General features: G+C 55.8%; 26 protein-coding genes. 22 read left to right on the forward strand and 4 right to left on the reverse strand.

The window, feature by feature from the left end; translation table 11 throughout:
• Positions 1–242 precede the first annotated feature (242 nt).
• On the forward strand, positions 243–656 hold the full coding sequence (locus ACZCED_RS11760) for a hydrogenase iron-sulfur subunit (RefSeq protein ID WP_462968746.1): 414 nt from the start codon (positions 243–245) through the stop codon (positions 654–656).
• A 204-nt stretch (positions 657–860) separates the two neighbouring features.
• Entirely contained in the window at positions 861–2,693 is a 1,833-nt protein-coding gene (locus tag ACZCED_RS11765) for a PAS domain-containing sensor histidine kinase (RefSeq protein WP_462968747.1), read from the forward strand.
• 218 nt (positions 2,694–2,911) lie between these two features.
• On the opposite strand, the gene ACZCED_RS11770 is transcribed toward ACZCED_RS11765, so the two are convergent.
• The 4 genes from ACZCED_RS11770 to ACZCED_RS11785 all read right to left on the reverse strand — a co-directional run bounded on the left by ACZCED_RS11770 (position 2,912) and on the right by ACZCED_RS11785 (position 6,600).
• The gene (locus ACZCED_RS11770) at positions 2,912–4,198 is read right to left on the reverse strand and encodes a heterodisulfide reductase-related iron-sulfur binding cluster (RefSeq protein ID WP_464860850.1); all 1,287 of its coding nucleotides are present in this window, start codon (positions 4,196–4,198) and stop codon (positions 2,912–2,914) included.
• A 319-nt stretch (positions 4,199–4,517) separates the two neighbouring features.
• Complete coding sequence (gene arsB, locus ACZCED_RS11775; protein WP_462968749.1) at positions 4,518–5,717, reverse strand: ACR3 family arsenite efflux transporter; 1,200 nt, start codon at positions 5,715–5,717, stop codon at positions 4,518–4,520.
• Between the two features lie 29 nt (positions 5,718–5,746).
• Positions 5,747–6,163, reverse strand: coding sequence for an arsenate reductase ArsC (locus ACZCED_RS11780; RefSeq protein WP_464860851.1), 417 nt, complete (start codon positions 6,161–6,163; stop codon positions 5,747–5,749).
• 50 nt (positions 6,164–6,213) lie between these two features.
• Positions 6,214–6,600, reverse strand: coding sequence for an ArsR/SmtB family transcription factor (locus ACZCED_RS11785; RefSeq protein ID WP_462968751.1), 387 nt, complete (start codon positions 6,598–6,600; stop codon positions 6,214–6,216).
• A gap of 214 nt (positions 6,601–6,814) precedes the next feature.
• On the opposite strand from ACZCED_RS11785, the gene ACZCED_RS11790 reads away from it, so the two are divergent.
• The 20 genes from ACZCED_RS11790 to ACZCED_RS11885 all read left to right on the forward strand — a co-directional run bounded on the left by ACZCED_RS11790 (position 6,815) and on the right by ACZCED_RS11885 (position 26,575).
• Positions 6,815–7,792, forward strand: coding sequence for a substrate-binding domain-containing protein (locus ACZCED_RS11790; protein ID WP_462968752.1), 978 nt, complete (start codon positions 6,815–6,817; stop codon positions 7,790–7,792).
• The gene (locus ACZCED_RS11795; protein ID WP_462968753.1) at positions 7,773–9,992 is read left to right on the forward strand and encodes a sigma 54-interacting transcriptional regulator; all 2,220 of its coding nucleotides are present in this window, start codon (positions 7,773–7,775) and stop codon (positions 9,990–9,992) included. The genes ACZCED_RS11790 and ACZCED_RS11795 overlap by 20 nt, the downstream gene beginning before the upstream one ends.
• Positions 9,993–10,507: 515 nt before the next feature.
• A complete protein-coding gene (locus ACZCED_RS11800) occupies positions 10,508–10,918 on the forward strand; it encodes a hypothetical protein (RefSeq protein ID WP_462968754.1) in 411 nt (136 codons plus the stop codon).
• Between the two features lie 68 nt (positions 10,919–10,986).
• On the forward strand, positions 10,987–13,569 hold the full coding sequence (locus ACZCED_RS11805) for a molybdopterin-dependent oxidoreductase (RefSeq protein ID WP_464860852.1): 2,583 nt from the start codon (positions 10,987–10,989) through the stop codon (positions 13,567–13,569).
• A gap of 11 nt (positions 13,570–13,580) precedes the next feature.
• The gene (locus ACZCED_RS11810) at positions 13,581–14,306 is read left to right on the forward strand and encodes a 4Fe-4S dicluster domain-containing protein (protein WP_464860853.1); all 726 of its coding nucleotides are present in this window, start codon (positions 13,581–13,583) and stop codon (positions 14,304–14,306) included.
• Positions 14,306–15,469: an NrfD/PsrC family molybdoenzyme membrane anchor subunit gene (nrfD, locus tag ACZCED_RS11815; protein WP_462971435.1), complete on the forward strand. Its 1,164-nt coding sequence runs from the start codon at positions 14,306–14,308 to the stop codon at positions 15,467–15,469. Before ACZCED_RS11810 ends, nrfD begins: the two co-directional genes overlap by 1 nt.
• Positions 15,470–15,567: 98 nt before the next feature.
• Positions 15,568–16,239 (forward strand): TorD/DmsD family molecular chaperone, encoded by a 672-nt coding sequence (locus ACZCED_RS11820; protein WP_464860854.1) that lies wholly within the window; start codon positions 15,568–15,570, stop codon positions 16,237–16,239.
• A 65-nt stretch (positions 16,240–16,304) separates the two neighbouring features.
• On the forward strand, positions 16,305–16,994 hold the full coding sequence (locus ACZCED_RS11825) for an FmdE family protein (RefSeq protein ID WP_462971437.1): 690 nt from the start codon (positions 16,305–16,307) through the stop codon (positions 16,992–16,994).
• A gap of 42 nt (positions 16,995–17,036) precedes the next feature.
• Positions 17,037–18,068 carry a molybdopterin-binding protein gene (locus ACZCED_RS11830; RefSeq protein ID WP_464860855.1) on the forward strand — a complete coding sequence of 344 codons (1,032 nt, stop codon included), beginning with the start codon at positions 17,037–17,039 and terminating at the stop codon, positions 18,066–18,068.
• Between the two features lie 12 nt (positions 18,069–18,080).
• Positions 18,081–18,533 (forward strand): MOSC domain-containing protein, encoded by a 453-nt coding sequence (locus tag ACZCED_RS11835; protein WP_464860856.1) that lies wholly within the window; start codon positions 18,081–18,083, stop codon positions 18,531–18,533.
• 25 nt (positions 18,534–18,558) lie between these two features.
• The gene (gene moaA / locus ACZCED_RS11840; RefSeq protein WP_464860857.1) at positions 18,559–19,554 is read left to right on the forward strand and encodes a GTP 3',8-cyclase MoaA; all 996 of its coding nucleotides are present in this window, start codon (positions 18,559–18,561) and stop codon (positions 19,552–19,554) included.
• Positions 19,555–19,560: 6 nt separating this feature from the next.
• The gene (locus ACZCED_RS11845) at positions 19,561–20,454 is read left to right on the forward strand and encodes a sulfite exporter TauE/SafE family protein (RefSeq protein ID WP_464860858.1); all 894 of its coding nucleotides are present in this window, start codon (positions 19,561–19,563) and stop codon (positions 20,452–20,454) included.
• Positions 20,455–20,545: 91 nt separating this feature from the next.
• Positions 20,546–21,781, forward strand: coding sequence for a type III sulfide quinone reductase, selenoprotein subtype (sqr, locus tag ACZCED_RS11850; RefSeq protein WP_462971442.1), 1,236 nt, complete (start codon positions 20,546–20,548; stop codon positions 21,779–21,781).
• Positions 21,782–21,793: 12 nt separating this feature from the next.
• Positions 21,794–22,456 carry a DUF1641 domain-containing protein gene (locus ACZCED_RS11855; protein WP_462971443.1) on the forward strand — a complete coding sequence of 221 codons (663 nt, stop codon included), beginning with the start codon at positions 21,794–21,796 and terminating at the stop codon, positions 22,454–22,456.
• A gap of 74 nt (positions 22,457–22,530) precedes the next feature.
• A complete protein-coding gene (locus ACZCED_RS11860) occupies positions 22,531–22,704 on the forward strand; it encodes a hypothetical protein (protein WP_462971444.1) in 174 nt (57 codons plus the stop codon).
• Positions 22,705–22,928: 224 nt separating this feature from the next.
• Entirely contained in the window at positions 22,929–24,128 is a 1,200-nt protein-coding gene (locus tag ACZCED_RS11865; protein ID WP_464860859.1) for a molybdopterin molybdotransferase MoeA, read from the forward strand.
• Positions 24,125–24,790: a molybdenum cofactor guanylyltransferase gene (gene mobA / locus ACZCED_RS11870; protein WP_464860860.1), complete on the forward strand. Its 666-nt coding sequence runs from the start codon at positions 24,125–24,127 to the stop codon at positions 24,788–24,790. The genes ACZCED_RS11865 and mobA overlap by 4 nt, the downstream gene beginning before the upstream one ends.
• A 56-nt stretch (positions 24,791–24,846) precedes the next feature.
• Positions 24,847–25,437 (forward strand): FmdE family protein, encoded by a 591-nt coding sequence (locus tag ACZCED_RS11875; RefSeq protein ID WP_462971447.1) that lies wholly within the window; start codon positions 24,847–24,849, stop codon positions 25,435–25,437.
• A complete protein-coding gene (locus ACZCED_RS11880; protein ID WP_464860861.1) occupies positions 25,434–26,378 on the forward strand; it encodes a 4Fe-4S dicluster domain-containing protein in 945 nt (314 codons plus the stop codon). Before ACZCED_RS11875 ends, ACZCED_RS11880 begins: the two co-directional genes overlap by 4 nt.
• Positions 26,379–26,380: 2 nt before the next feature.
• Complete coding sequence (locus ACZCED_RS11885) at positions 26,381–26,575, forward strand: hypothetical protein (protein WP_462971449.1); 195 nt, start codon at positions 26,381–26,383, stop codon at positions 26,573–26,575.
• Positions 26,576–26,604: the final 29 nt, after the last annotated feature.

Here is a 26,604-nt window from a genome sequence, read left to right on the forward strand (position 1 = left end):
GTCGGAAGTCGGAAGTCGGAAGTCGGAAGTCGGAAGTCGGAAGTCGGAAGTCGGAAGTCGGAAGTCGGAAGTCGGAAAAAACACTCAAGCCTCAAATCAGGTGTCAAGGAAAAAAATCGTTTTGGGGCGCGCTTGGGTGGCAATAGGGGAGCGGTTTTCTACCGTGACAATAATAAGGCATCCCGCAATACCCACCGGCTTAACGGCTAAACAGCTTAGCAGCCCAAATAACGGAGGGAACCATGACGGCTAATAATGACCCGCAAATCCTGGCCTTCTGCTGTAAATACTGCTCTTATGCGGCCGCCGACCTGGCCGGCTCCATGCGGCTGAACTACCCGGCCAGTGTCAAGGTGGTCCAGGTCCCATGCACGGGCCGGGTGGATGTGATCCACCTGCTCAAGGGCCTCGAGGCCGGGGCCGACGGCATCTACGTGGCCGGGTGAATGGACGGAGAATGCCATTTCCTGGAAGGAAATCGAAGAACGCGCAAAAAAGTTGATTTTGTGAGAAAAACCCTGGAAGATATCGGTATCGACGGTTCACGGGTACAGATGTTCAACCTCTCATCGGCCATGGCCCCTGAATTCGCACGCATCGCCTGCGAGATGACCGAGACGGTGAAATCACTGGGGCCGATGAACGCCGAACGTTAAACCGTCTTTCCTCGACTGACCCGTAAAAAGTCGAAATGTCCTCTTTATTGTCATCCCCGCATGGGCGGGGATCCAGATATACTTACAGATAGCGCTGAAGCTTCGCTACGTACCCCGCCTGCGCGGGAATGACATGATTGAGGACTTTTTAGGGATCCATCTTCCTCAACCGTTTACCCTTATAGGAAGTCCAAGAGAACTTAAATGGATGTCAATCAAGCCCACGGACTGACCGCTGTTCTGGATGCCATGGCCGACGGCATCTACATCGTCAACGACAACTATGTGGTCGAATTCATGAACAAGGCCATGATCCGGGTGTTCGGCGACGGCGTCGGCAAAAAATGCCACGAGGTGATCAACCACACCGCCGCGCCCTGCCCCTGGTGCCGGGCCGAGGAAGTCTTCGACAACCAGCGGAACACCCACGAAGAGGTCTACGTGCCCATGGTGGACAAGACCTACGACCTGCTGGAAATCCCCCTGCACAATACCGACGGCAGCATATCCAAGCTGAGCCTCTACCGGGACATCACCCACCGCAAGGATCAGGAATACCGGCTCAAGACCTCCCGCGAGAGCTTTCGCAGCCTTTTCGAGCACATGGCTGCCGGCGTCTACATCAGCAGCAAGGAGGGCAAGTTTCTGGATGCCAACCCGGCCCTGCTGGATATGATGGGGTATGAAGACAAAAACGAGTTCCTTGACCAGGACCTGGCGCGTGACATCTACCTCAGGGCCGACGATCGCGCCCGATTCCAGCAGATGATCGAGAAGAACGGCCGGGTCATCGATTACGAGGTGGATTTTCGCAAAAAAGACGGCACCCCCATTACCGTCCTGCTCACCGCCCACGTTCGCTACGACCCCAAAGGCAAGGTGCTGGGCTACGAGGGCATCTGCGTGGACCAGTCCCAGCGCAAAAAAATGGAACAGGAGCTGAAAAAGGCGCACGATTTCCTGAACAACATCATCCAGAGTTCTCCCAACGCGATCATGGGAACGGACATGAAGGGCAACATCATCATCTGGAACCAGGGTGCCGAAGAGACGTTGGGGTATGAAGCCTCGGAGACGATCGGGGGAATGAACGTGCGCGACCTGTATCCCGGGGATATGGCGCGCCAGGTGATGCGCATGATGCGCAGCGATGACTATGGCGGCAAGGGCAAACTGCGCTCCTACCCCATGACGTTCAAGGGCAAAGACGGGCGTCCCGTAGAGGGCAACCTGTCGGCCAACATCATCTATGATGACTCAGGCCGGGAAATTGCTTCGGTGGGCATATTCGTAGATCTGGAAGAGCAGTTGAAGATGGAACGCAAGCTCCACAATACTCAGGAACAGCTCCTGCAATCGGAAAAACTGGCCGCCATGGGCCGGCTCACCTCCCAGATCGCCCATGAGCTCAACAACCCGCTCTACGGAATCATGAACACCCTGGAATTGATGAAGACCGAAATCCCGGTGGGCAACAAACGCCGCAAACTGCTGGAGATGTCCCTGTCCGAAACCGTACGCGTGACGGACATGCTGAGAAAAATGCTGTCCTTTTCCAAGCCGGACCAGGAGGAGCGGGCGCCGGTGGACATCAACACGATACTTGACGAAATCCTCCTCTTATATGAAAAGCAGCTCTGGGAGCACTCCATCAAGGTGGTGCACAGTTTCGCAAGCCATCTCGGCAAGGTCCTTGCCTCCAAGAACCAGCTTCGCCAGGTTTTCATCAACCTGATTTCCAACGCCCGTGATGCCATGCCCGAAGGCGGCCGCCTCACGGTGGCGACCGAAGGGGACGACTATTTCGTGCACATCACCATTTCGGACAATGGCATCGGCATCAAGGATGAACACCTGGACCTGATTTTCGAGACCTTCTTCACCACCAAGACCGACAGCGTCAAGGGTGTCGGGTTGGGCCTGTCGGTCTGCTACGGCTTCATCAAGGACCATGGCGGGGACATCAAGGTGGAGAGCCAGATAGGAGAGGGCACCGCCTTCACCATCTCTCTGCCGGTCTGTCGAGACGAGACGTAAAGCGAATTAATACGTGTGCGTTGCGCTTGATCGTTTCTGGAAGCGCACCCGTTAGATTGACCACCCAACGGTTCCAGAAGGTAAAATGGGCTTGATTATGTCAAGGCCGTGGCGATGCAATTCCGTCAGCCACATGCTTGATATTTTGCACGCCAAATGCGTGGGTAGTACCGACAAGCCTCGGTTCTACCAGGCGTCCGCCGCGTTGCTTCAATTCATTACGGTGCGCCCTTGCAGGCCCGGGCCAGGATTTCCAGCGGGTGAAAAACCGCATAGGACGTCAGATGCTGCAACTGGAGCCGACAGCTCAGGCAGTCGGTGATTACTGCCTGCGGGTCGCAGGCAGTGATCTTGGCTACGAGACGGGTGCCAAGAGCTACGGAAGATGCATGAAAGGCCTTTTTAAAGCCCAAACTGCCGCCCATACCGCAACAGTCCATGGTGCCGCCCACCTGCTCGACGATCAGCCCGGGGATCAAGGCGAGCAATCGCGCATAAGGATTGCCAACCTTCTGCTCTCGCTGATGGCAGGGAGTAAAATAGGCCATTCGGCTTTCAAGCGGATCGAAGCGAACATTCAGGCGTTGCTTGTCGAGCAGGTTCAGAAGATATTCACCGACGTCGAGAAGTCCACCAGACAGACTGATGCGATCAAGCGGATCGAGGTCATGAAACAATCCATCGTCCTGGAGCATCTTCCCGTAAAGTGCTTTATTGAGGTGCAGGAACTGTCCCTCAGCGCCACCTTCCGGAATCTTGATCTCATTCGCCCCGGCACCCACTGATTGCTGATAGGCGTCCGAATGATAGGCGCCCTCCTTGAGCAGCACCTTCATCAAAAATCCGCAGGTAGGACAGGAGCAAACCAGGTCATGCCCCATGCGCCGGACCGCCAGCAGGTCGTCGAGGTTGGCCTGCACTCGCCGGCGGGTGGCCGGCCAATCGCCTTCCACCAGGGTGGGCATGCCGCAGCACTGCTGGTTCGGAACATAAACGGGAGTGCGGTTGCACTGCAGAACCGTCACCGCCGCCCGGGCCACTTCAGGAAAAAGATATCCCGCCGTGCAGCCGGCAAAGTAGGCCACACCGTGGTGCTGGCCGGGGATGCGGCACAGGCCTTTCCTACGGGCCCAGGCGAAAAAGCTCACTTTTGGTACCCGCGGGAATCGGCGCTCGGGGTGAATGCCGGCCAGACGTTTGACAATCCGCCCCAGCGGGCCTGTCAACATGGCCTCATTGAAAAGCATTGGGGCCACGGCACCCATCTGCCCGAAGCGCTGAACATCCGCCAGCAGGCGATGACCAAAGGGCATGCCGCGCTGGTGGACATAGGCGGATTTGGCCCGAATCACCTCGTTACGGATCTTGGGGCAAGGGCACAGCCCGCAAAGGGTGCACCATTGCGTCAATTGCCTGAGTTCACGATCATTGGCAGCCCGGCCGGTAGCGGCCTCCCGATCAACCAGCCGGTAAAGCGCCGGGAAGAACAAACAGTCTTCGTTCATCAGGAACCGGCAGGTATCGCAATCGGCACAGGCATCGATCACCCTGTGGACAATGGTTTCGGGGCGTGCCGGCACTGTCGCGGTTGGTAAAGATGGTTTCAATGCGATGGAACCCTATTGTTACCCACAACGCCCTCATCCGTAAATTTACCAATTGCATAGCGAATATGCGCCTTCGCAGTTGCCAACTCCCCTGTCCGATGCAGAAAACACCCGGACCACGGATAGCCGGCAGTCTTTCCGGCCAGCGCCGCGCAACGAAGCGTTAGCCCATGGTGGATAGAGGACGCCAGACGCTCGGGTGACTGTAATATATTGATCAGACGCCTTTGTTTCCCGGCACAAACCAGGATTGAGTGTTGAGGCAGACCTTGACCAGCATGAGCATTACCGGCACTTCGATGAGCACCCCCACCACCGTGGCCAGGGCCGCACCCGAGGAGAGTCCGAAGAGCATGGTCGACGTGGCGATGGCCACCTCGAAATGGTTTGACGCCCCGATCATGGCCGCCGGCGCGGCATCCGCATAGCGCAGTTTCAGCAGTCGCGCCAGCCCGTACCCCAGGCAGAAGATCAGCACCGTCTGGATAAACAGGGGAACGGCGATCCAGACGATGGTCAGGGGGTTGCCCAGGATCACCTCCCCCTTGAAAGAGAAGAGCAGCACCAGGGTCAGCAGCAGGGCGATGATGGTGATGGGCGTGAGCACATGCAGGAATTTATCCTTGAACCACGCCACGCCCCTGGCGGCGATGATCCAGCGTCGGGAATAATAGCCGGCCACCAGGGGCAGGGCCACGTAGATGCCGATGGAAAGCAATAGGGCCTGCCAGGGCACGGGCAACCGCCCCACACCGAGCAAAAAGCCCCCCAGCACACCGTAGAGCAGCAGCATGGTCAGCGAGTTGATGGCCACCATCACCAGGGTCAGGCCGTCGTTGCCCCGGGAAAGGAACCCCCAGACCAGCACCATGGCCGTGCACGGCGCGATGCCAAGCAGGATGCAGCCGGCCAGGTAACTGCGCCACAGGGGCACTTCCAGCATCTTGATGCCGTCGGCCATGATCACGGTGCCGGCGCCATGCTCGGCGCCTACGGGCAGGTCCAGGCCGAAGGGCATCTTCACCAGGTCCGTCGCATCGGGCCCGATGAAGCCGTAGAAGAGCGTACCGAGAAAAAACAGGGCGATGGCATACATGGTGAACGGTTTGACGGCCCAGTTGATGAAAAGGGTCAGAAAAACCGGTTTGCCGCTCTTTCCGGCTTTGATCACTTCGCCGAAGTCGATCTTGACCATGATGGGGTACATCATGAAAAACAGGCAGATGGCGATGGGGATGGAGACCACCGGCGCCCCGTTCACCGTAATGGCCATACCGTCCAGGGTCCGGGCCACGTCGGGAGCGATTTTTCCCAGCAGGATGCCGGCAATGATGCACAAGAGCACCCACAGGGAGAGGTAGCGTTCGAAAATACTGGTCATTTTACGTTCGTTGGTATTGACAGTATCTGTGCTCATTGTTCGATTCTCTCCATTTCTGTCTATTTTTACAGCGATTCAGGCATGGATTCGACGAATTCACGGATTTCGTCCCGAACCCGGCGGTAATGAGCCATGGCTCCCTCTTCAGTGGATTCTCCCTTGGCAAGAGCCGGGGGATCATCATACCCACCATGAACGACTTTGGCTTTTGTTGGAAATATCGGACAGGTTTCATGGGCATGGCCGCCAACGGTGATAACAAAATCCCATGCCTCGTCCAGATAATCATCGACGAGTTGCGATTGGTGATGGGAGATATCCACACCAACTTCGGCCCTTGCTTTAACGGCCATCGGATTGAGCCCATGGGTTTCAATGCCTGCCGACCGACAATTGATAACGTCACCTTTCAAAGAATTCGTCCACCCTTCGGCCATCTGGTTGCGGCATGAGTTGCCGGTGTATAAAAACAAAATGTTCAATCTCTTGTTCATAGTTTACTGATGTTTATTTTGGGTGTTCGAAAGTATGATCAGCTACCGGTTTCACAAGAACCCGATCGATTTTGCTGACTGCACAAGATTTCCGGATCGATTTTGAGGATTTCTTCGATGCGCTGGCTGTCCTGTAAAAATCTGTCGGTTTCGCTGACCGATCGAAGGAGCCAGGCAGTCACCTCGGCATTGGCTCTGGAAACACGCTGACCAGCCAGTCGATAGTACATCCAACGGCCCTGTTTGCGGCTGTCGATCAGGCGTGCATTTTTTAGTATCGATAAATGCTTGGATACGGTTGAAGGCGCAAGACATAAGAGTGCAATCAGCTGGCATACGCAGAGTTCACGCCCGCTGAGGACACCTAATATCCGAATTCGGTTCTCGTCAGCCAGCGCCTTAGTCGTTCGGACAATCTGCCTCATTCTAAAACCTATATTTCGCTAATTAACGAATTAATTAACGCTCTTTTTACAGCATTGTCAACGACGAATTCTGAACACCCGGCATTTTTACTTGCTAAATAAGCTCATTAACGTATACATACCACTATGTGGCATTGAAAGCCATCGAACGATCCGGCCTTTCTTTGGGGCGCAGTGGTTATTGCAGCGGTTTACTAAAAAGAGAATTAATACCATGAAGGATTCTCATTTATCATCCATTCTTAGGTCTGCGGCCTGTTGTTTTAGGATCGCGCTGCCTTGTTTTCTATTGATATCCTGTAGCGGCGATACCGAATACAAACCGATCAATTTTTCTGAAAAGATGAATGTAACCCAACCCATCGTGCAAAAAAACGATCGGCCCGTCCTTCGAGTCGCCGTTGCCGCAATGATATCACCAAAGGAAACCACCATCTATTACCAGGAACTCATCGAATATCTGGCCTCGAAAATTGGACACGACGCCGAACTGACCCAGCGCAAGACCTATGGCGAAGTCAACGAACTGCTGGCTAAACGGCAGATTGATCTGGCTTTTATCTGTACCGGTCCATTCGCCACTGGGGCCGACCGCTACAGGATCGAAGCCATCGCCACCCCCATCGTACGCGGCCAACCGTTTTATCATTCCTATTTGATCGTAAATAAGGACAGCGATCTGCAATCACTTACCGATCTTGAAGGAAAAGACTTCGCTTTTACCGACCCGGAATCCAATACTGGATCCTTGGTCCCGCGCTACTGGCTCAGGCAGCTCGGTGCCACACCGGAAACCTTTTTTCGCAGCTTCACCTATACGTACAGCCATGACAATGCGATCATGGCGGTTGCTAAAAACCTGGTTGACGGCGCTGCCGTCGACGGTCACATGTGGGAATACTATCAGCAGCGAAACCCGTTTTATTCCTCCAAAACGCGCGTAATCAAAAAATCAGAACCCTTTGGGAGCCCACCGCTCGTTGTTTCCAAGACATTGGATCCAGAAATGAAAGTAGCCCTCAAAAAGATGATTTTATCCATGCATGAGGATCAGCAGGGAAAGCGCATTCTCGATGAATTGATGATCGATTATTTCGCACCTCCCCAATCAGAGTGGTATACCCCGGTCAAAGCGATGCTCGAACAGGTAACGATTGAAGGAAATAAGGACAATGCTGCCCAAGAGTCTTAAAAACTTATTACTCTTGTCCGTGGCGATTCTTGTCATCGCCACCGGGGTCGTCATATCGCAGCTGGTTGCCCACAGGTATAGTGTCAGCCTCCTTGACGGCGCGGCGGCCCATGCCGAAAATATCGCCCATCAACTCTCCCTCGAAGCCGCCGATAAGATACTGATCAACGATCTTGTCGCTCTCCAAAAAATGCTGGATGACCAAATAGCCAGCGACCCGATGGTGGCCTATCTTTTTGTGCTACGTGGGGACCAATTGCTGACGCATACTTTCAATGATGGCATCCCGGCCCACCTGATTCACGCCAATAAGGTCGAAAGCGCAGAAAACGCCAGGCTTGAAAAGATTATTTCCGAAAACGGTAGCCGATATATTGATGTAGCTTATCCGATCTTCGGAGGAAAGGCCGGAACACTGCGAATCGGGCTTTCCGAAGCCCCATATCGGAGACAGGTCCGGCAACTGTGGATGCAGATGAGTGTGATCACGTTGGGCATCCTGGTGTTCGCTCTGTTGATAAGTCACTGGATGATCAGTCGCCTGACCCGTCCGTTGCGGCAGTTGGCAAACTATGCCGAACAAATCGATGAAGGTAATCTGGACACTAAGTTCACCATAAGGGGAAGGCAGGAGATCACCAAGCTGACGGCCGCCTTCAACTCAATGCTCATCAGGTTGCAGGATTATACCCAGCGCCTCCGGGAATCGAATCGCCAGTTGGAAATGAAAAACCAGGAATTGGATCGGGCTCATAAACAGCTCGAGACTTCCTTTTCGATCTCACAGGAGATTGCCGCCTTTCCAAAACTCGATCAGATTTGTAGATTCCTGATCAAAACCCTCAGACAAGTGGTGGTATGCCGTAACCTGAATATGATGATTTTCAACAATGCCATGCGATCCGTCACCCTCGCCAGCCAGCAGCAGACGCTGCAACTGGGGCAGGATGTTTACGACAGAATGGTTGACAGTTTCAGTAGCAAAGAACAGTTGACATTTTTTCGGCAACCGGACATCGACCAGTTGAACTTACCGGATTTTCTGAATTCGGCCGAGCAACTTGCCCTTTTTCCCATACGGCATCACGACCTGCTAATCGGAGCCATGGTGGTTGCCTGCACCGGAGAATGTAATTGTATACGGCATGAGTTGGATGTCGTCACCATGATCCTGCATCAGACAGCCGGCGCCATCCATCGGGCAAATTTTTACGAAGAAGAATTAAGGGAGTTGAGGCAGCGTATCGATGTCGAATCTGGATTCAGCGGCCTGATCGGCCGAGACCCCAAAATGCAGGTGGTTTTTAAATTGATCGAGGACGTCGCCCCAACAGATACGACGGTGCTGATCCTGGGAGAGAGCGGCACTGGCAAGGAATTGGTTGCCCGGGCCATCCATGAAAGAAGCCATCGCGCCGGCAAGCCGTTTGTCGTCATCAACTGCACGGCCTACCCCAGTACCCTGCTGGAAAGCGAGCTCTTCGGCTACGAAAAAGGGGCGTTTACCGGAGCGCTCCGTCGAAAAATCGGTCGATTTGAACAGGCTGACGGCGGCACGGTATTTTTGGATGAAATCGGCGAGATCGATGCCGTGGCCCAGACTAAATTGTTGCGTGTTCTGCAGCAGCAGACCATCGACCGATTGGGCGGTAACCAGTCCATACGTGTGGACGTACGTATTATTGCCGCGACCAATAGGAACCTGTCGGAGGAGGTCAAACGAGGTCGATTCAGGGAAGATCTGTTTTACCGCCTGAACGTTATTCCTATCCAACTGCCGCCGCTCCGGGAGCGCCCCAAAGACATCCATATCCTGGCACAGCATTTCTTGGAGCGGTTCTCCAAAGAGCAGGACAAACCGGTTGTGGGCTTCAGAAGCGAGGCCATGCGCAAACTGATCGACAATACCTGGGCGGGTAACGTCCGTGAACTGGAAAATAGTATCGAGCATGCCGTGGTGCTGGCCAAGGATTCCCTCATTGAATTGAAGGACCTTCCCGCCGCTATCGTTGAAACAATCGATTCCGGGTCTTCCATTACCCCGCCCAGCCTTGTCAAATCCGAAGAACGGCTGATCCGGGAAGTGCTCGATGCCTGCGACTGGAACAAAGCCGAGGCCGCCCGGCAGTTGGGCATTAGCCGCAGCACCCTTTATGAAAAGCTCAAACGCCTCCAGATCGTGAATCCCACCCTTCACTAAAACCCCATCCATGCCTATCCCCCGACCTATCTTCCCTGATGTGAGTCGTGTTTTGTATCTTCAGTCACTTCTGGGCAATCGTGACCTCCACGCACTAAAGAAATAAAGGTATCTCCACAAATAAGCGCTGAGGCAAGGATTTGCTGACTTGTCCGGACGACTGTCGTTTTGATGAAAAGGCGTCCGAAAACAGGACGGTATAATAAATTGTTTTTATATGTAATCCAATTTTTAACTCTTAATGCGTCCGATTTTCGGACGATTGATTGTTGGCGGTAACGCTTTTCAAAAAAAGGGTCGATTCCTGCAGGGCGCCCCCTTGTAATAAGGGCCAACCTTTTCTTTCTATAGAAATATCATCCGTTTCAAGGTGTTGGAACTTATCCAGCATTAGTTATCAAGCTGCGACAGAATATTTTTATTAAATTACCACATTGTGGCATTTGGTTTGCGATACCAAAGGTCGCAATAATTGAACAAGCAGACCGGATATCGACGATATACCAAGAGACCCGATGAAAACGAGCCCCGAACCGAAAAATCTGGTGGCCGTCATGGGAGACGATTCAAAAGATGTTGCTGCGATCCGCCGCATCATCGAAGAGGGAGATTATCGAACCGCCACCTGCAGGGATCTGGAAGAGTTGAAAACGTTGTTGGCCGATCCTTGCATGGCGGCGATATTAGATCTCGACAGCGTGCCGTTGGACAATCGAACGATCCGCTTCCTCACGCATTCCTATCCTTCCACCTGCTTTCTGTGCACCTCCAGAGAACGCTACCATCCGGATTTAAAAGATGCCATCCGCCATCATCTGTTCGCCTGCCTGCATAAACCCGTCGATCCGGATGAACTGCATTATTTCTTGAAATGTATCCTAAACGAATTAACCGGATCCAGAGGGCCCCCAAATTTAACGGGTTAAAATTGGAGTGCCCATCAGGTTGGTTGCTGGTAACTCGGTAACAATCGATTAACGACGAAGGAGTGAACATGGACAGAGAAAAAAAGGAACGCAAATCGTTGATGAAGGATTTTCTCGGCAATATCAATTTGTCGCGTCGATCGTTCATCAAAGCGTCGGCAGCCACCGGAGCGGCAGTCGCAGCGGGTTCAGGGCTTTCGTTCGAACTGAAAGCCCTGGCCGCATCGATCGGAGCCCAGGGCCAGGGAATGGGCCAGTGGCTGCCGGCGACCTGCCAGGGGTGCACCTCATGGTGTTCCAAGCAGGTGTATGTCATCGACGGCAGGGCAGTTAAGGTCAGGGGCAACCCCCATTCAAAGGTCAATGTTGGCGCCAGTTGCCCACGGCCTCATTTGGCGATTCAGCAGGTCTATGATCCGGATCGCATTCGAACCCCCCTGAAGCGGACTAATCCTAAAAAAGGGCGCAATGAAGATCCGCAGTTCGTTCCCATTACATGGGATGAAGCGCTCAACACCATCGCCGACAAGATTATGGAACTGCGCAACAACAATGAAACCCACAAGTACATGCTTATGCGCGGCCGCTACACCTACATGCGCGACGTCATTTATGACCGGATGACCAAAATCATCGGTTCTCCAAACAATATCTCCCATAGTGCCATCTGTGCCGAGGCCGAAAAGTTCGGACCCTACTTTACCGAAGGGTTGTGGGACTACCGCCAGTACGACGTTGAAAACGCCCGCTACATCCTGATTTGGGGAGCCGATCCCCTGGCCGCCAATCGCCAGGTTTCCTATTATTCCAGCGCATGGGGCACCGTCATCGACCGTGCCCATATAGCCGTCGTCGAACCCCGGTTGTCAGCCACAGGCGCAAAGGCCGATGTTTGGCTGCCTGTCAAACCGGGCCATGACGGCGCCCTGGCCGCGGCCATTGCCCATGTGATCCTCACCGAAGGGCTCTGGTACCGTGAATTCGTTGGTGATTTCAAAGATGGTGAAAATCGCTTCAAGACCGGTCAGGAGGTGTTGGAAGAGGATTTCGAGCAGAAGTACACCCACGGTCTGGTAAAATGGTGGAACCTTGAGCTCAAGGACAAAACCCCCGAGTGGGCCGCTACCCGGACCGGCCTTCCCGCCGAGCAGATCCGCCAGGTGGCCTTCGATTACGGGCGCGCAGCACCCCATGCCATTTCCTGGGTCGGCGGCGGCCCGGTGATGCAAGTGCGCGGCGGCTATGCCAGCATGATCTGTCATGCCCTGAACGGCTTGGTTGGATCCGTAGACAACGTCGGCGGCACCATGAAAGCCAACAAGGAATATACCTCCTCGTTCCCCAAACCGGACGACTTCTTGGACGACATCGCCAAGGCCGGCAAGAAACACGGCAAGATCGATCATCGCGGCCGTCTCGAATTTCCTGCGCTCAACAAAGGTAAATCCGGCGGCGGAGTCGTCACCAACAATGCCGCCGACGGCATTCTCAATGAAGACCCCAATGACATCAAGGTGGCCGTCGGCTATATGAACAACTTCTCCTTTTCGTGTGGTCAACCGGAACGCTGGGAGCGTGCGCTTTCAAAGATTCCCTTCGTTGTCCACATTACCACCAACGCCTCGGAGTTTTCGTGGTTCTCAGACATCCTGCTCCCCAACACCCATCATCTCTTCGAGAAATGGGGCTACGTAAAGGTGCATGGAAACGGCCACCGCCATGTCACCCTGATGCAACCGATCATCAAGAGGGTCGGTGATTACAAGACCGACGAAACCGAAATTCCCTGGCTGATCGCCGAAAAATTGGCGGAGCGTGGTTTCGACAACCTTCTCCGGCACTACAAGACCTACAAGGATCCCGAAACCGGAAAGGAGCCTACCAATGCCGGCGAGTTCTCCCTCTACGCCTTGAAATACGCCACCCACAAGCTTTGGGATCCGGCAGTTCATGAAGGGGGTGACAAGTTCAGCGGCTGGGAGGAGTTCAGAAAGGTCGGCGTCTGGAATTCCGATCCTTATCCCTTCCGCAAACGCTGGGGCAAGATGGACACCAAAACCGGCATGTTCGAATTCTACAGCGAGACCTTGAAGGAAGCACTCGAAAAGCATGCCGAAAAACACAATACCACCGTCGATCATGTGATGGAGGTGTGCGATTACCAGGCACGGGGAGAGCAGGCGTTTATTCCCCACTACGAAGAACCCTGGACATCCGGCGATCCCAAGGAATACCCGCTGCTGTTCGTGGATCACAAATCCCGTCTCAACCGTGAAGGCCGTTCGGCCAACTGCCCCTGGTACTATGATTTCAAGGACCTGGATCCTGGCGACGAAGCCTGGGAGGATGTGGCGAAGATCAACCCGGTGGATGGGAAGAAGTTTGGCATCGGCAATGGTGACCGTATTCGTCTTATATCTCCCACCGGCAGGATCGAATGTACGGCTAAGTTGTGGGAAGGGGTGCAGCCGGGAACCTTGGCCAAGTGCTACGGCCAAGGTCACTGGGCCTATGGTCGGTTGGCCGCCAAAGTATTCGGCAAAGTCCCTCGGGGTGGCAACAACAACGACCTGATCCCCGCGGTCTATGATCGGCTGAGCGGCAGCACCGTCCGCCACGCCGGAACCCGCGTGAAAATCGAAAAGATCTAGGAGGAAATCAAATGCCCAGATATGCCATGGTCATCGACCTGCAACGTTGCGTCGGATGCGGCGCCTGCAGCCTCGCCTGCCGCAGCGAAAACAACGTCCCGGATGGGATCTATTGGTCCAACAAAATTACCGAAACCTCGGGAACGTTCCCCAATGTCCGCTACCATTATATCCCCACGTTGTGCAACCACTGCGAAAATGCACCCTGTGTTCGAGGCTGTCCGACCCAGGCGATGCATAAGCTGGACAACGGCATCACCATGCACAACTCGAAGAAATGCATCGGCTGCAAGTATTGCGAATTCAACTGCCCTTACGGCGTGATTTATTTCAACTGGCGCCAACCGCATCCTTTCTGGCGGCAGGAAAACGCGTTGATCAAAGGGGGAACCTATTCACCAGCCGAAATGACCCGCGAGGCCGGCGGCAAGGTGATTCCCAATTACAACCCGGAGCGCGATGAAACCCTTGCTGGTATCCGACACAAGGGCGTGGTGGAAAAATGCACCTTCTGCGATCATCGCGTCAAGAGGGGGTTGCTGCCCGCCTGCGTGGAGGCTTGCCCGGCTGATGCGCGGGTCTTTGGCGACGTATCGGATCCCAGCAGTGAAGTCAGTAGACTGCTCGGAAAATTCCGGCCGTTCAGGTTGCGCGAGCAGCTGGGAACCAACCCGCATGTCTTTTATATTCGGGATTTCAACCCGGCCCACTACCAGCCGACCAAAGGAGGTGTGTGATGAAACAAAACACAGGAGCCTATACTGCCTGGTTGGGTTTGATCGGCGTGGCCATCGTTGCCGGGCTATACGCCGCTTTCCGGTTATTTACTGAAGGTCATTACCTGTTCAACGCCAACGACGTGCTGATGTGGTCGCTTCCGCTTGGTGTTTACATCTACCTGGCCCTGACCAGCACGGGATTGACGCTGCTGGCTTCACTGCCGCTGGTTTTCGGCGTCAAGAAGTTCGAACCGTTGGCCAAGCGGTTGGTATTTCTGGCGATTGCGACGCTGGTCGGCGGATTTGTTTCCATCGGCCTGGAACTGGGGGACGTGTTCAACATGTATTACATCATGCTTTCCCCCAATCTGAGTTCTCCCATCTGGTGGATGGGTTTTATCTACAGCGTCGAATTAGTGGTGCTGATCCTCAAGTTTTGGAGACTCCATGCAGGCGACTGGCACAGTCCGTTCAGCAAGGCGTTAGGCCATATCTCTTTTGTCGCCGCCATCGTGGCACCCCTGATGATCGGTTCGGTGTTCGGCCTGACCGAATCACGGGTCACCTATTTCGGTCCGGTGATGTCCATCTATTGCCTCATGATGGCAATTTTAAGCGGCTCTGCCCTGTGCCTGTTCTACAACTTGGCACTTTCGAAAATCGGCAGTAACGAACTTTCTGTAACAAAGGCTTCGATCTGCGACGACATTACCCGCATCTTTACTTACACGCTGGGCACCGTCATCGTGTTCACCTTCGTTAAAGTGGCCATCGAATCGGCAACCGTGATTCCGGATTTCCTGAACTACCGGCAGTACGCCCAGGCGTTCGGCGGAATCGGCAAGCTCAACACCGAGGTGCTCATCGGCCTGCTGCTACCCTTTGTCCTGATGGCAATTCCCTCGATCCGTGCCGCCCATGCCAGCCGTATTCTGGCATCCGGTCTGGTTCTGTTGGGAACCCTGGCCATGCACATGGAGATCCTGCTGGCCGGCCAGAGCCGCCCCATTGGCCCCAAGGCCGAGCAATATCCGGAGTATATCAGCTATTTCCCCAGCGTCTACGAATGGCTGGTGATGCTACTGGCTGTTGCCGTGGCCCTGCTCCTTTACACGTTGGGTGAACGTTACCTCAAACTCGAGGCAGCCCCTGAAAATTTTGAGGCGGCTCACGAACACTGATCTGCTGACTGCCCGATCGCCGGATGCTTGCCTGATGGCGATCGGGAACCCATTCAGCAAGCCAGTTTGAACAGGACTATCAAGGAGATGTGTTTACCATGCAAACCAAAGAAAAGCTGATCAACCAAGAACGTGCCCGGTCCTCTGCCTATGCGCGCCTGGCTGATGCCTTCCGGCAGCCGGGCCCGGATCTGCCCAAGGTACTCGATGAACTTGAGGCGGCCCTTGGCCGCATAGGCTCCGATGCGGTCGAAACTGCCAACAGCCTCAAAGGGAGTTATTTCGACCATTCGGCTCCGTGCTCGCTGGAAGTCGATTATGCCGGACTGTTCGTGGGACCGTTTATCGTCGCCGCCCCGCCATACGGATCCGTTTACCTGGAAGACAAACGCCAGCTGATGGGCGATTCCACCATCGATGTGCGACGGCATTACCTCGGCCTCGGTCTGGATTTGTCGCCGGACTTCAAGGAGGCACCGGATCACATCTGTGCCGAACTGGAATTCATGCATGTGCTCATCAGCCAAGGAGTGGAAGCCATCGATGCCGACGATTACGACCAGCTGGCGGAAATTGTTGGGCATCAGCAGGTATTTCTGGAAAAACACCTCGCGGCGTGGATACCGGCCTTCACGGCTAAACTCATCGACCATGCGCGCACCGACTATTACCGGTGCCTGGGGGAGCTAACCCGCCAGTTCATTGCTGAGGAAATGGATGCCATTAGCGATCTGGATGTGCCTCAACTGGAAGTGGCCGCAACCCGGTAAAGAATCCCTCACCCGCTCGGCCAAAGATCGACGAGCCGTCGTCTCATCGAATGGAGGAACATCAGGTGCAATCCTTTGAAACATTGTTGACTGAATCGGTCCACGCCCACGGCCACCTCTGCCCGGGTCAGGTGGTCGGTGTACGCATGGCCATGCTCGGCTGCCGCCTGATCGGACTGGACGAACCCACCCGCAGAGACCAGATCAAGAAGCTGATCGTCTACGTGGAAATGGACCGCTGCACGGCCGATGCAGTGGCCCATGTCACCGGCGTCAAGCTGGGGAGACGCAGTCTGAAATTTGTCGACTACGGCATCATGGCAGCAACATTTTTTAATTTGGAAACCGGCAAGGCGTTTCGGATTATTTCGACCGAAGAGGCCCGCGATCTGGCCGCCGTATACGCACCCGAGATTGCCGAAAAAGGACCGCGGCAGTTGGCTGCCTACAAGCGTATGCCTGACAGTGTCCTCTTCAGAGTCCAGAAGGTGCGCGTGACTATCGACGAATGCGACCTTCCTGGACCAACGCGCCGCAAGATCGTTTGCAGCATCTGCGGACAGGTGATCAGGGATAAGCGGGAATCCATGATTAAGGACCGCCCGTTGTGTCGTCCCTGTTCCGGTGCCTGCTATTTCACCCATGCCAGGGAGGTATCCTGGCCCGATATGAACTGGTCTCCCGGTGAGCCCGCCCAGGCGAAAAGAATAAATAGCGATGGCGATGCCGGAAACCGAAGTCTCACCATCCACTGAAAGCCTTACCGTTTTTCTTGGGAACCCTTTAGAGAGGTCGTTATGTTAAAAAAAATCAAGGTCGAAGACGCCGTCGGCACCAGGCTGGCTCACGACATCACCGAGATCAGACCTGGCGAATTCAAGGGGGCGGCCTTCCGCCAAGGACACGAGGTGTGCAACGAGGACATCTGCCACTTGCAAAAGCTGGGCAAAAACCACCTCTACCTGATCGATCTGGCGGACGATGAAATCCACGAAAATCAGGCCGCAGCGATTCTTGCCCAGGGGCTGGCCGGCGAAGGTATTCGTTGGGAGGACAACCCCAAGGAAGGCAAAATCGGGCTGCACGCCGCCATGGACGGTCTGCTGAGCATTGATGCGGCTGCCCTGGCGGCCTTCAACATGGTGGACGAGGTCATGTGTGCCACCCTGCACAGCCACACTCTGGTCAAAAAAGGGCAACTGGTAGCTGCCACCCGGGCGATTCCTTTAGTCATGAAGCGGGCGCCGGTAGAACGCGCCGCTGCCATTGCCGCCCAACACGGTGGCGTAGTCAGCGTCAAGGCGCTCAAAAAAGCGAAAGTCGGATTGGTCGTGACTGGAAGTGAAGTATTCCATGGGCTGATCGAGGATAAATTCGCACCGATTCTCAGCGGCAAAGTCACCGATCTGGGCTCGGAAGTGGCGGGGGTTTCTTTTGCTCCGGACGATGAAACCCTGATCACCGCGGCGATCCGAAACCATATTGACAGTGGATGCGACCTGCTGCTTCTCAGCGGCGGTATGAGCGTGGACCCGGACGATGTAACCCGCAAGGCCATCCGCATGGCCGGCGCCCAGGAGGTGTACTACGGCGCGGCAGCGCTGCCGGGGGCCATGTTCCTGGTCGCGACCATCGACGGCATATCCCTGCTGGGGGTACCGGCCTGCGGGCTTCACCATCGGGTGACGGTGCTCGACCTGGTGCTGCCCCGAATTCTGGCCGGAGAAAAGATTACCAAAAAAGAACTGGCATTCATCGGTCACGGGGGCCTTTGCATGGATTGTCCCGAATGCATCTACCCCCACTGCCCCTTCGGGAAGGGAATGTAGATAGGGGGATCTATGAATTTACCGTCAAATGCAGCCGGTCGGGTCCTGGCCGTATCGATCAGCGACCGCAAAGGCATCAAGAAACGCAACGTGAACGCAGCCGAATTGCTGGTTGAACACGGTCTGGCCGATGACGCCCACGCCGGCCAATGGCATCGTCAGGTCAGTCTGCTGGGTGCCGAAAGCATCGCCAAGATCCAGGCCAAAGGGCTGAAGGTCAGTGCCGGTGATTTTGCCGAGAACATCACCACCGAAGGCATCTGTCTGTGGCAGCTGCCAGTGGGCACACGCTTTAAAATCGGTCCATGCGCCGTGGTGGAGGTGACCCAGATCGGAAAAACCTGCCACCACCGCTGTGAAATTTTCCATCAGGTGGGCGACTGCGTCATGCCGCGTGAGGGTATTTTCGCGCGTGTCTTAGAAGCCGGCACCATCCGCCCAGGGGATCTCATCTCTGCTGCCTGAACAACCAATGCATGGAGCGACACCGATGGCACTGATTGACAGTTTCCGCAGGCGCATCGACTACCTGAGAATTTCCATTACCGACCATTGCAACCTGAATTGCGGCTACTGCATGCCGGTCTTTTCAGACCGGCCGCATCTGGATCACAGCGAAATCCTCAGTTACGAAGAGCTGCTCCGATTGGCCGAGGCTGCTGTAGGCACCGGCATCTCCAAAATCCGCATCACCGGGGGTGAACCGTTGGTGAGAAAAGGGATGGTCGAATTCTGCCACATGCTCGGAAGCCTGCCGGGGCTGGAAAACCTGGCCCTGACCACCAACGGCGTCCATTTGGCGAAAATGGCCCATTCCCTTAAAACTGCCGGGGTCAAGCGCGTCAATGTCAGCCTCGACACCCTGAAACGCGATCGCTTCGAAGCGATTGCCGGCCGCGACAAGCTGGATGATGTGCTGCATGGCATCCGGGAGGCGGACGCGGTGGGATTCCATCCCGTCAAAATCAACGTCGTCGTAATGCGAGACGTCAACGACGATGAAATCGCCCAACTCGCCGCATTGACCTACCAGCATGCCTGGCATGTGCGATTCATCGAACTGATGCCTTTTCAACACGCACGTTTCGGCGACTATCGGGATCTGTATATGCCGATCGGGACCATTATCAAACGAATCCCCCATATCAACAAGGCCCATGTGGGACCGGCACTGGCGACCAACGGTCCGGCACGCATGTGCACCCTGCCCGGAGCCAAAGGGAAAATCGGCTTCATCGCCCCCATGAGCTGGCACTTTTGCGGCAGCTGCAACCGTCTGCGGCTAACGGCGGACGGCAAGATCAGGACCTGCCTCTTTTCGGAAACGGAGATCGATGTCAAAAGGCCGCTGCGGACCGGCGCGACCAAACACGAATTGGTGGAACTGTTGAGAGATGCGGTCAAGGCCAAGCCGCGCCGTCATCATCTCAGCCGCGGTCTGAGACCGGATCTTGTGCAGCGAGCCATGCATGCCATAGGAGGGTGAGCAGTAATGTGGACCGACCTGCTTCAAATCACCTTTCCCGTCGCCGGCATCGAAACCTGGATTTTCGTCGCGCCAGCCGTGGCTTTCGGCATCTCGTTTTTTACCTCCATAGCCGGCATTTCGGGTGCATTTCTTCTGATGCCCTTTGAGGTCAGCGTCCTGGGGTTCGTGTCCCCGTCGGTGACGGCCACCAATCTGCTCTACAATGTGGTCGGCACTCCCGGTAGGGTGATTCAATACGCCCGGCAAAAGCGGGTCTTCTGGGAACTGGCGGTTAACATCGTCGGCGGCGGGGTCCCGGGGGTCCTGGTTGGTTACTGGCTGCGGGTGACATGGCTGCCGGACCCGCGGATTTTCAAACTGTTCGTGGGAATCGTTTTGTTGGCCGTCGCCTGGCGGTTGGCCAAGGATATCGTTTCCCGTCCTGCCGCCATCACGACGCGATCCAAGGATTCCTCCTTTCGGCATGGCCAACGATACGACCGCCTGCTGCCGATCATTCGCGACCGGCAGGTCCGATTCAGCATCCCGGCCTTACTCCTGCCGGCCTTCGCTGTGGGCGTCATTGGCGGGGCTTACGGCATTGGCGGTGGCGCCATTATGGCGCCGTTTCTCGTCACTGTCCTGCATCTGCCCGTGCACGCCGTGGCCGGGGCTGTGCTGCTGGCCAACTTTGCCACATCACTTGCCGGCATGGGCTTTTACAGCCTGCTTCCGATGGGCGAGGGAACAACTGCACCGCCGGATTGGCTTTTAGGGCTTTTGTTCGGTGTCGGCGGCATGATCGGCATGGCCTGCGGCGCCCGGTTGCAAGGCCGTCTCCATGAGCGATTCATCAAGCTGATTTTGGCCATGGTCGTCTGCAGCGCAGCGGTTAAATATATCCTCCATTATTTTTGAGTGCCCGCAACGGGCCTCTCACGATTAGAATCCTGGAAAGACAAGCGCCAGGATAGCAAACACATCCCAACTTCCACAGGAGGACGCAACCATGCGAAAAATATTGATTCTCGGCGCGGGTGCCGGTGGCACCATCGTGGCCAACATGCTCAGGCAGCAACTTACCGAAGCGGAGTGGCAGATCGTCATCATCGACCGCGACGATCGCCACCATTATCAGGCCGGCTACCTGTTCATCCCCTTCGGCATTTACGGGGAAGCCGACGTGTTGAAGCCGAAGAAGGAATTCATTCCCTCGGGGGTCAATTTCGTGGTCGATCATGTCGTCAATATCGACAAGGACGAACGCCGTGTGGAAACCGCGACCGGCCAACGATTCGACTATGACTGGCTGGTGATCGCCACCGGCTGCGATATCCATCCCGAGGAGATCGACGGCATGCTGGATGGATGGCGCAAGGAGATCTTCGACTACTACACTCTGGAGGGATCCCTGGCCCTGGCCAAGCAACTCAGGTATTTCAATTCCGGCAGGATCGTTCTCAACATCGCCGAGTTCCCCTACAAATGCCCCATCGCTCCGCTGGAGTTCGTCTTCATGGCCGACTGGTTCTTTACGGTCAACGGCTGCCGGGACAAGGTGGAAATCGAGTTCGTCACCCCGCTGGACAACGTCTTTACCAAACCGGTGGCCGCCAAGACCCTGGCCGAAGTGGCCGCCAAAAAGAACATCAAGGTGACCCCCTACTTCGACCTGGCGCAGGTCAATGCCTCGGAAAAGACGATCGAATCGCACAAAGGACAGAAGGTCGGCTACGATCTGCTGATCTCCATCCCACCCAACATGGGTGACAAGGCGCTGATCGACTCGGCGGTCAGCGATCCGGTGGGCTTCGTTCCCACCGACAACCGTACCCTCAAGATGGAGAACGACGATCGGATCTACGTCATCGGCGACACCACCAACGTGCCGACGTCGAAGGCCGGTTCCGTCGCCCATTACATGGCCTACACACTGGTTGAGAACCTGATCCGGGAGATCGACGGATACGCCCCGCTTCCCAAATTCGACGGCCACGCAACCTGTTTTCTGGCATCCGGCTTCGAAAAAGCCATCTTGCTGGATTTCAATTACAAGGTCGAACCGCTGCCCGGCAAGTTTCCCTTCCCCGGCATGGGCCCTTTCACGCTGCTCAAGGAGAGCCTGAGCAATCACTGGGGCAAAATGATGTTCCGCTGGGTCTACTGGAATTTGATGATGAAGGGACTGGACCTGCCGCTGGAGCCGCAAATGAACCTGGCCGGCAAGATCCGACAGGCTGCTTGATGGAGGTGGTTCATGACACACGGAGAAGAAATTCTGGCACGTCTCGAGCGCCTCGAAAACCGAATCGCGCCCATGACCGAAACGGCCCGCGCCGTCAGCGAACTGCGCGACGAGCTGGCACCGCGGGTCAACGAGGCGGTTCACGCACTCATCCGCGAACTGGCCGATGTGGAAGCAGACTTTCAGCTGGAAGACCTGCTGCATCTGGTCAAGAAAGCCCTGCGCAATACGAAAAATCTCAGCTTCACCCTCGACCAACTCAAGAATCTCATTGATTTTGCAGTTACAGTGGAACCGCTGCTCAAATCGAGCGTTCCCCAGATGATTCTATACCTGGACGGGTTGGAACGCAGTGGCGTTTTTCGCTTGTTGCAGACGGGAATCGAAACCCTGAAAGCGGTCGGCGAGTCATTCACTGAAGACGATCTGGGCCAGATGCGCACAGGGCTTGTACGGCTGGCCGGAACGCTAAAAACGTTATGCCGTCCCGAAGCCATAGAACTCATCGAGCGAGCCGCTCAGCTTCCCAGTCAAGTGGATCTTACTGCCGCCAAAACGGTCGGCCCGTGGGGCTTGCTCTGGGCTTTGCGTGATGACGAAATTAAACAAGGATTCGGAGTTGTGCTGGAATTGACCCGCGGCCTGGCCACATTGAAACTGCCGCAACAGGCATGACCGCCGGTAACCCGCAACCAACCAAACACGCCGGCATCCGCGTTTTGATCACCGGCGGAAATCGAGGTGACCCCATGAACGACGATGCCCAATTTTCATGCACCGCATGTCATATCGAGGCAGACGAAGCGGCCAAGGAAACCATGACCGCCTGCCGGCTGTGCGGGCGCATTCACTGCCACAGCTGTGTGGACGAACACGGCCGCTGCGTCGAGTGCCGTGAAGCAGTGCCTAAGGAGACCACCTAATAAAGCATTCGAATTTGATCTACACGGCGGTTCGCGAAGCTGTTATCGCGATGACGCATATCTCGGCGATCCGATCGGAACCCAAAAGATGAAACGTGGCGAAGGCAAAGCGGCATGATGCAATCAAGCAGCATGCGGAATCATACGGGAACGGATAGCCCAAGACAAAACCAATGGATTGTTGAAGGTGGGTCTTCGACAACCAACCGAATTATGGAAACCCGATGATTGGATTTCAACAAGCGTTTGAACGAACCCAGTCTCCGTTGCTCCCCCTCGGTGCAGAGGCCGTCAACATCGAGCAGTGCATCGATCGAATATTGGATAGGGACGCTTTCGCACGGGTTAATGCCCCCTCGGTAGACGCATCGATGAAAGATGGCTACGCGCTGCGTGCTTTGGATGCCGCCGAAGCCAGTGCGACGAACCCGGTTTTCCTAAAAATGAAAGGCACGCTGGGCGCTGGAGCTTTGCTCGATGGCGCTATTGAGCCCGGTGAAACCATGCGCATCCTCACTGGCGCGTGCCTGCCCAAAGGCGCCGATGCCGTCGTGGCCGAGGAATATGCGCGCACAGCAGGAAACGCAATCGGCATCGATACGCCGGTTGATAAAGGGTTCAACGTGCTGAAGCAGGGTTCGGATGTGGCTCTCGGAAAACTGGTGCTGGAAAAAAATACCCGATTGACACCCGCATTGATCGGACTTGCTGCCGCCGCCGGCTTCAGCCGCATCGACGTGTTCCGACGTCCAAAGGTATGGCTGGCCGCGACCGGTGACGAAGTGGTGTTGCCCGGGATGCCCATCCGTTCGGGCCAGCTATTCGCCAGCAACATCGCTACCATTGATGCCTGGTGTCGTCGATATGCCATGAGGACCACAGTGGTATTGGTTCGGGACGACCGCCGCGCGTTACGTGAAGCGGTGGCTAACGCGTTGCCGGAGCATGATGCCATCATCACCAGTGGCGGTGCCTGGAAAGGTGATCGTGACTTCATGTCCCGCGTGCTCGATGAGCTCGGTTGGGAAAAGGTATTTCACCGCATCCGGTTGGGACCCGGCAAGGCTGTGGGGTTCGGAATCTTAAAGGGAAAACCGGTATTCATTTTGCCTGGCGGACCGGCGTCCAACCTGGCGGCCTTCCTGACCCTTGTACTGCCGGCGCTGTTGAGGCTGGCGGGATGGTCGGATCCGGCGCTGCCATCGGCACAGGCGGTCCTGACCCGTTCCGTGAATGGTCAGGCAAACTGGACCCAAGCGATTTTCGGCAACCTGGCGGTAACCGATGGAGGCGTGCATTTCGATCCCTTCACCAACGGCAACCGCCTGTATGCCTTGTATCGGGCGACAGCCCTGATGCTGATCCCCGAGGGCGTCTCGCATTTACCTAAAGGCGCGGTGGTTGCCGTTTCGCGGCTGGATTGAAGGCCATCAAGGCCACGCTGACGGGCGACAACCCAACGGAGCATAGCGCAATGGCAGTCAGGTGTGCGGGAATCATACTTGCCGGCGGCCGTAACACCCGCATGGAGGGACTCCCCAAGGGGCCACTAGGGATCGCCGGAAAATCCTTTCTGGACCGCATCGCCGCTGCTGTCGGGACCTGTGCTGGTGAACTGATCCTGGTGCCCCGGGAACCAGCCGTTTATCATGACTGGCCTTACCGGATCGTCGAAGATGTCTTCCAGGTTCACTCCCCCCTGTCAGGTATCAACGCAGGGCTGTTACATATGGATGCCGAGATCGCTTTCGTCAGCAGTTGTGACACCCCGTTTCTGCATCCTGCGGTTGTCCGCATGCTGATGGATCAGGCAGATGACACGTCGGAAATCGTCGTGCCGACATCCGGCACCTATTTCCAACCTCTGTGCGCCGTCTATACCAAAGCTTGCATGCGTTTGATCGAGCGCCAGCTTTCCCGCGGTGATCCGAAGGTGGATCATCTGTTTGACGCGGCACGTGTGAAATCGATTGCTTACGAACAGCTGCAATCGGTCGATCCCCAATTGAATTCGTTTTTTAACGTTAATACGCCGTCGGACATGGCTACCGTGATGGAGATGATAGGCGATCTCGTAACCGGTTGAAACGACTCAATCTACAAATAGGCAACGGCAGTCGTATGCGAAAAAGGGGGGATTTTATGCAACGAAAAACGATCTGTGGCGTCGATGTGGCGTCCTATGTGATCCGCATGGAGGAGTTCCATGGCTACCGTTCTCCCGGTATGCTGATCGGCGGCGTGATGATCGAAAACGGGACAACACGATTGGGACCAACGCCCTATCTGAACGTGGTTTGTGAAACCGTGGTTTGCCTGCCGGATGCGGTTCAGTTGCTTACCCCGTGCACCTTCGGCAACGGTTTTATGCAAGTTCTGGACTGGGGAAAATTCGCCCTCACCGTCTATGACCGCGATCGTCTGGATGGTGTGCGGGTCTGGCTGAATCCGGATGGGTTGAACGGCTATCCATTGATCAGCGACTGGTTTCGACGCACCGGGGCCATCCGCGAGAAGCCGCCTTTCGAGGACCTGGCGGCGGAGGTACTGGCGGCCGGGTCAAATCTGATCAGCAGCCGCCGGGTGCGATTGCCGCGATCGCTGAAGGATAAAAACCCCGTCCCCACCGGTTTCTGCCCGGAGTGCAGCGAGTCCTATCCGTTGCGCCAGGGGCCTTCCTGCCTGGCCTGTCAGGGACATGTCTACTACGAAATGCAGGAGGGATCATTGTGAGTGAAGTACCTATATTGAATCAAGTACACATGCTGCCGGAGGCTCGGCTCTCAAAAAGAACGTTCATGGGCCCCATCGAACCCAATTGGGATGCATGGCGGGCCATCGCAGATGCTGCCGGTGCGGACATCGACCGCTGCTGGACCTGCGGTACCTGCGACAATGGGTGCCCCGTCAGTCTGGCCACCGGACGGCTGCGCCCGCAGCGCAACGTGCGCATGGCCGTTTACGGCATGCTGGACAAACTGTTGACCCTGCCGGACATCTGGTATTGCCTCTCCTGCCGGCGCTGTCTGCAGGGGTGTCCCAATCAGGTCAAACCCTACGAGCTGCATCGCTATCTTCAACACGAAGCACTGCAAAAAAAAATCTACGACTATGATTTTCTATCACGCTATCGAAGATTGTTCGCCGAATTCCAGCGCGTTCGCTGGCGCGCTGCGGCGCACTGCTTCAAAGCGGAACTGACCGCTCTGCCTGATGCAACCTGGTACCAATGGCTGAAACGACCGCTACCTCAGGCGCTCTTTCGACCCGTCGATTTGAAACATACCCACATCCATAAAACTGGTAAGCCGGCGGAGTTGTTGGCCGGCCAGGCCTGTTTCACCTGCAGTGAGTGCAGCAGCTGCTGCCCGATCGTCTGCGACGGGGACGTCTTCGATCCCCAGCGCATCATTCGCATGGCCAACCTCGGGCTCGCTGACGAACTGCTCCGGTCGCCCGCCATCTGGCTGTGTTTAGGGTGCCAGCGCTGCGCGGACGCTTGCTCCCAGACCGTCAGCGGCTACGCCATCATCCGGCGGCTTCAGTTACAGGCGGTCGAAAAGGGGTTGGTGGACCCCCTGCTTCCGGTCCGGCTGCTGGACGCGGACCGCATCATTTACCCCAAATTCCTGGACGAGATCGACACCCTGATCGGTCTTTATCGAATGAAGTGACAATGAAAAAGCGCCACAAATTGCTACATGAGGATAACATGAACCTCGAAATACGCACCACGCTGGGCCAACCTATCCCGGTCCTTCACTTTTCGGAACTGCTCGCGCTGGCGATCGGGGGTTTCCCTAAAAATGGGTGGTTCGAACGCCACCTGATCGACCCGCGGCCGATGCTATCGACAAAACAGCTGATGTAGCATTATCCCCGCACTACTGCATGATGACC

The organism is Desulfosarcina sp., from assembly GCF_055467485.1.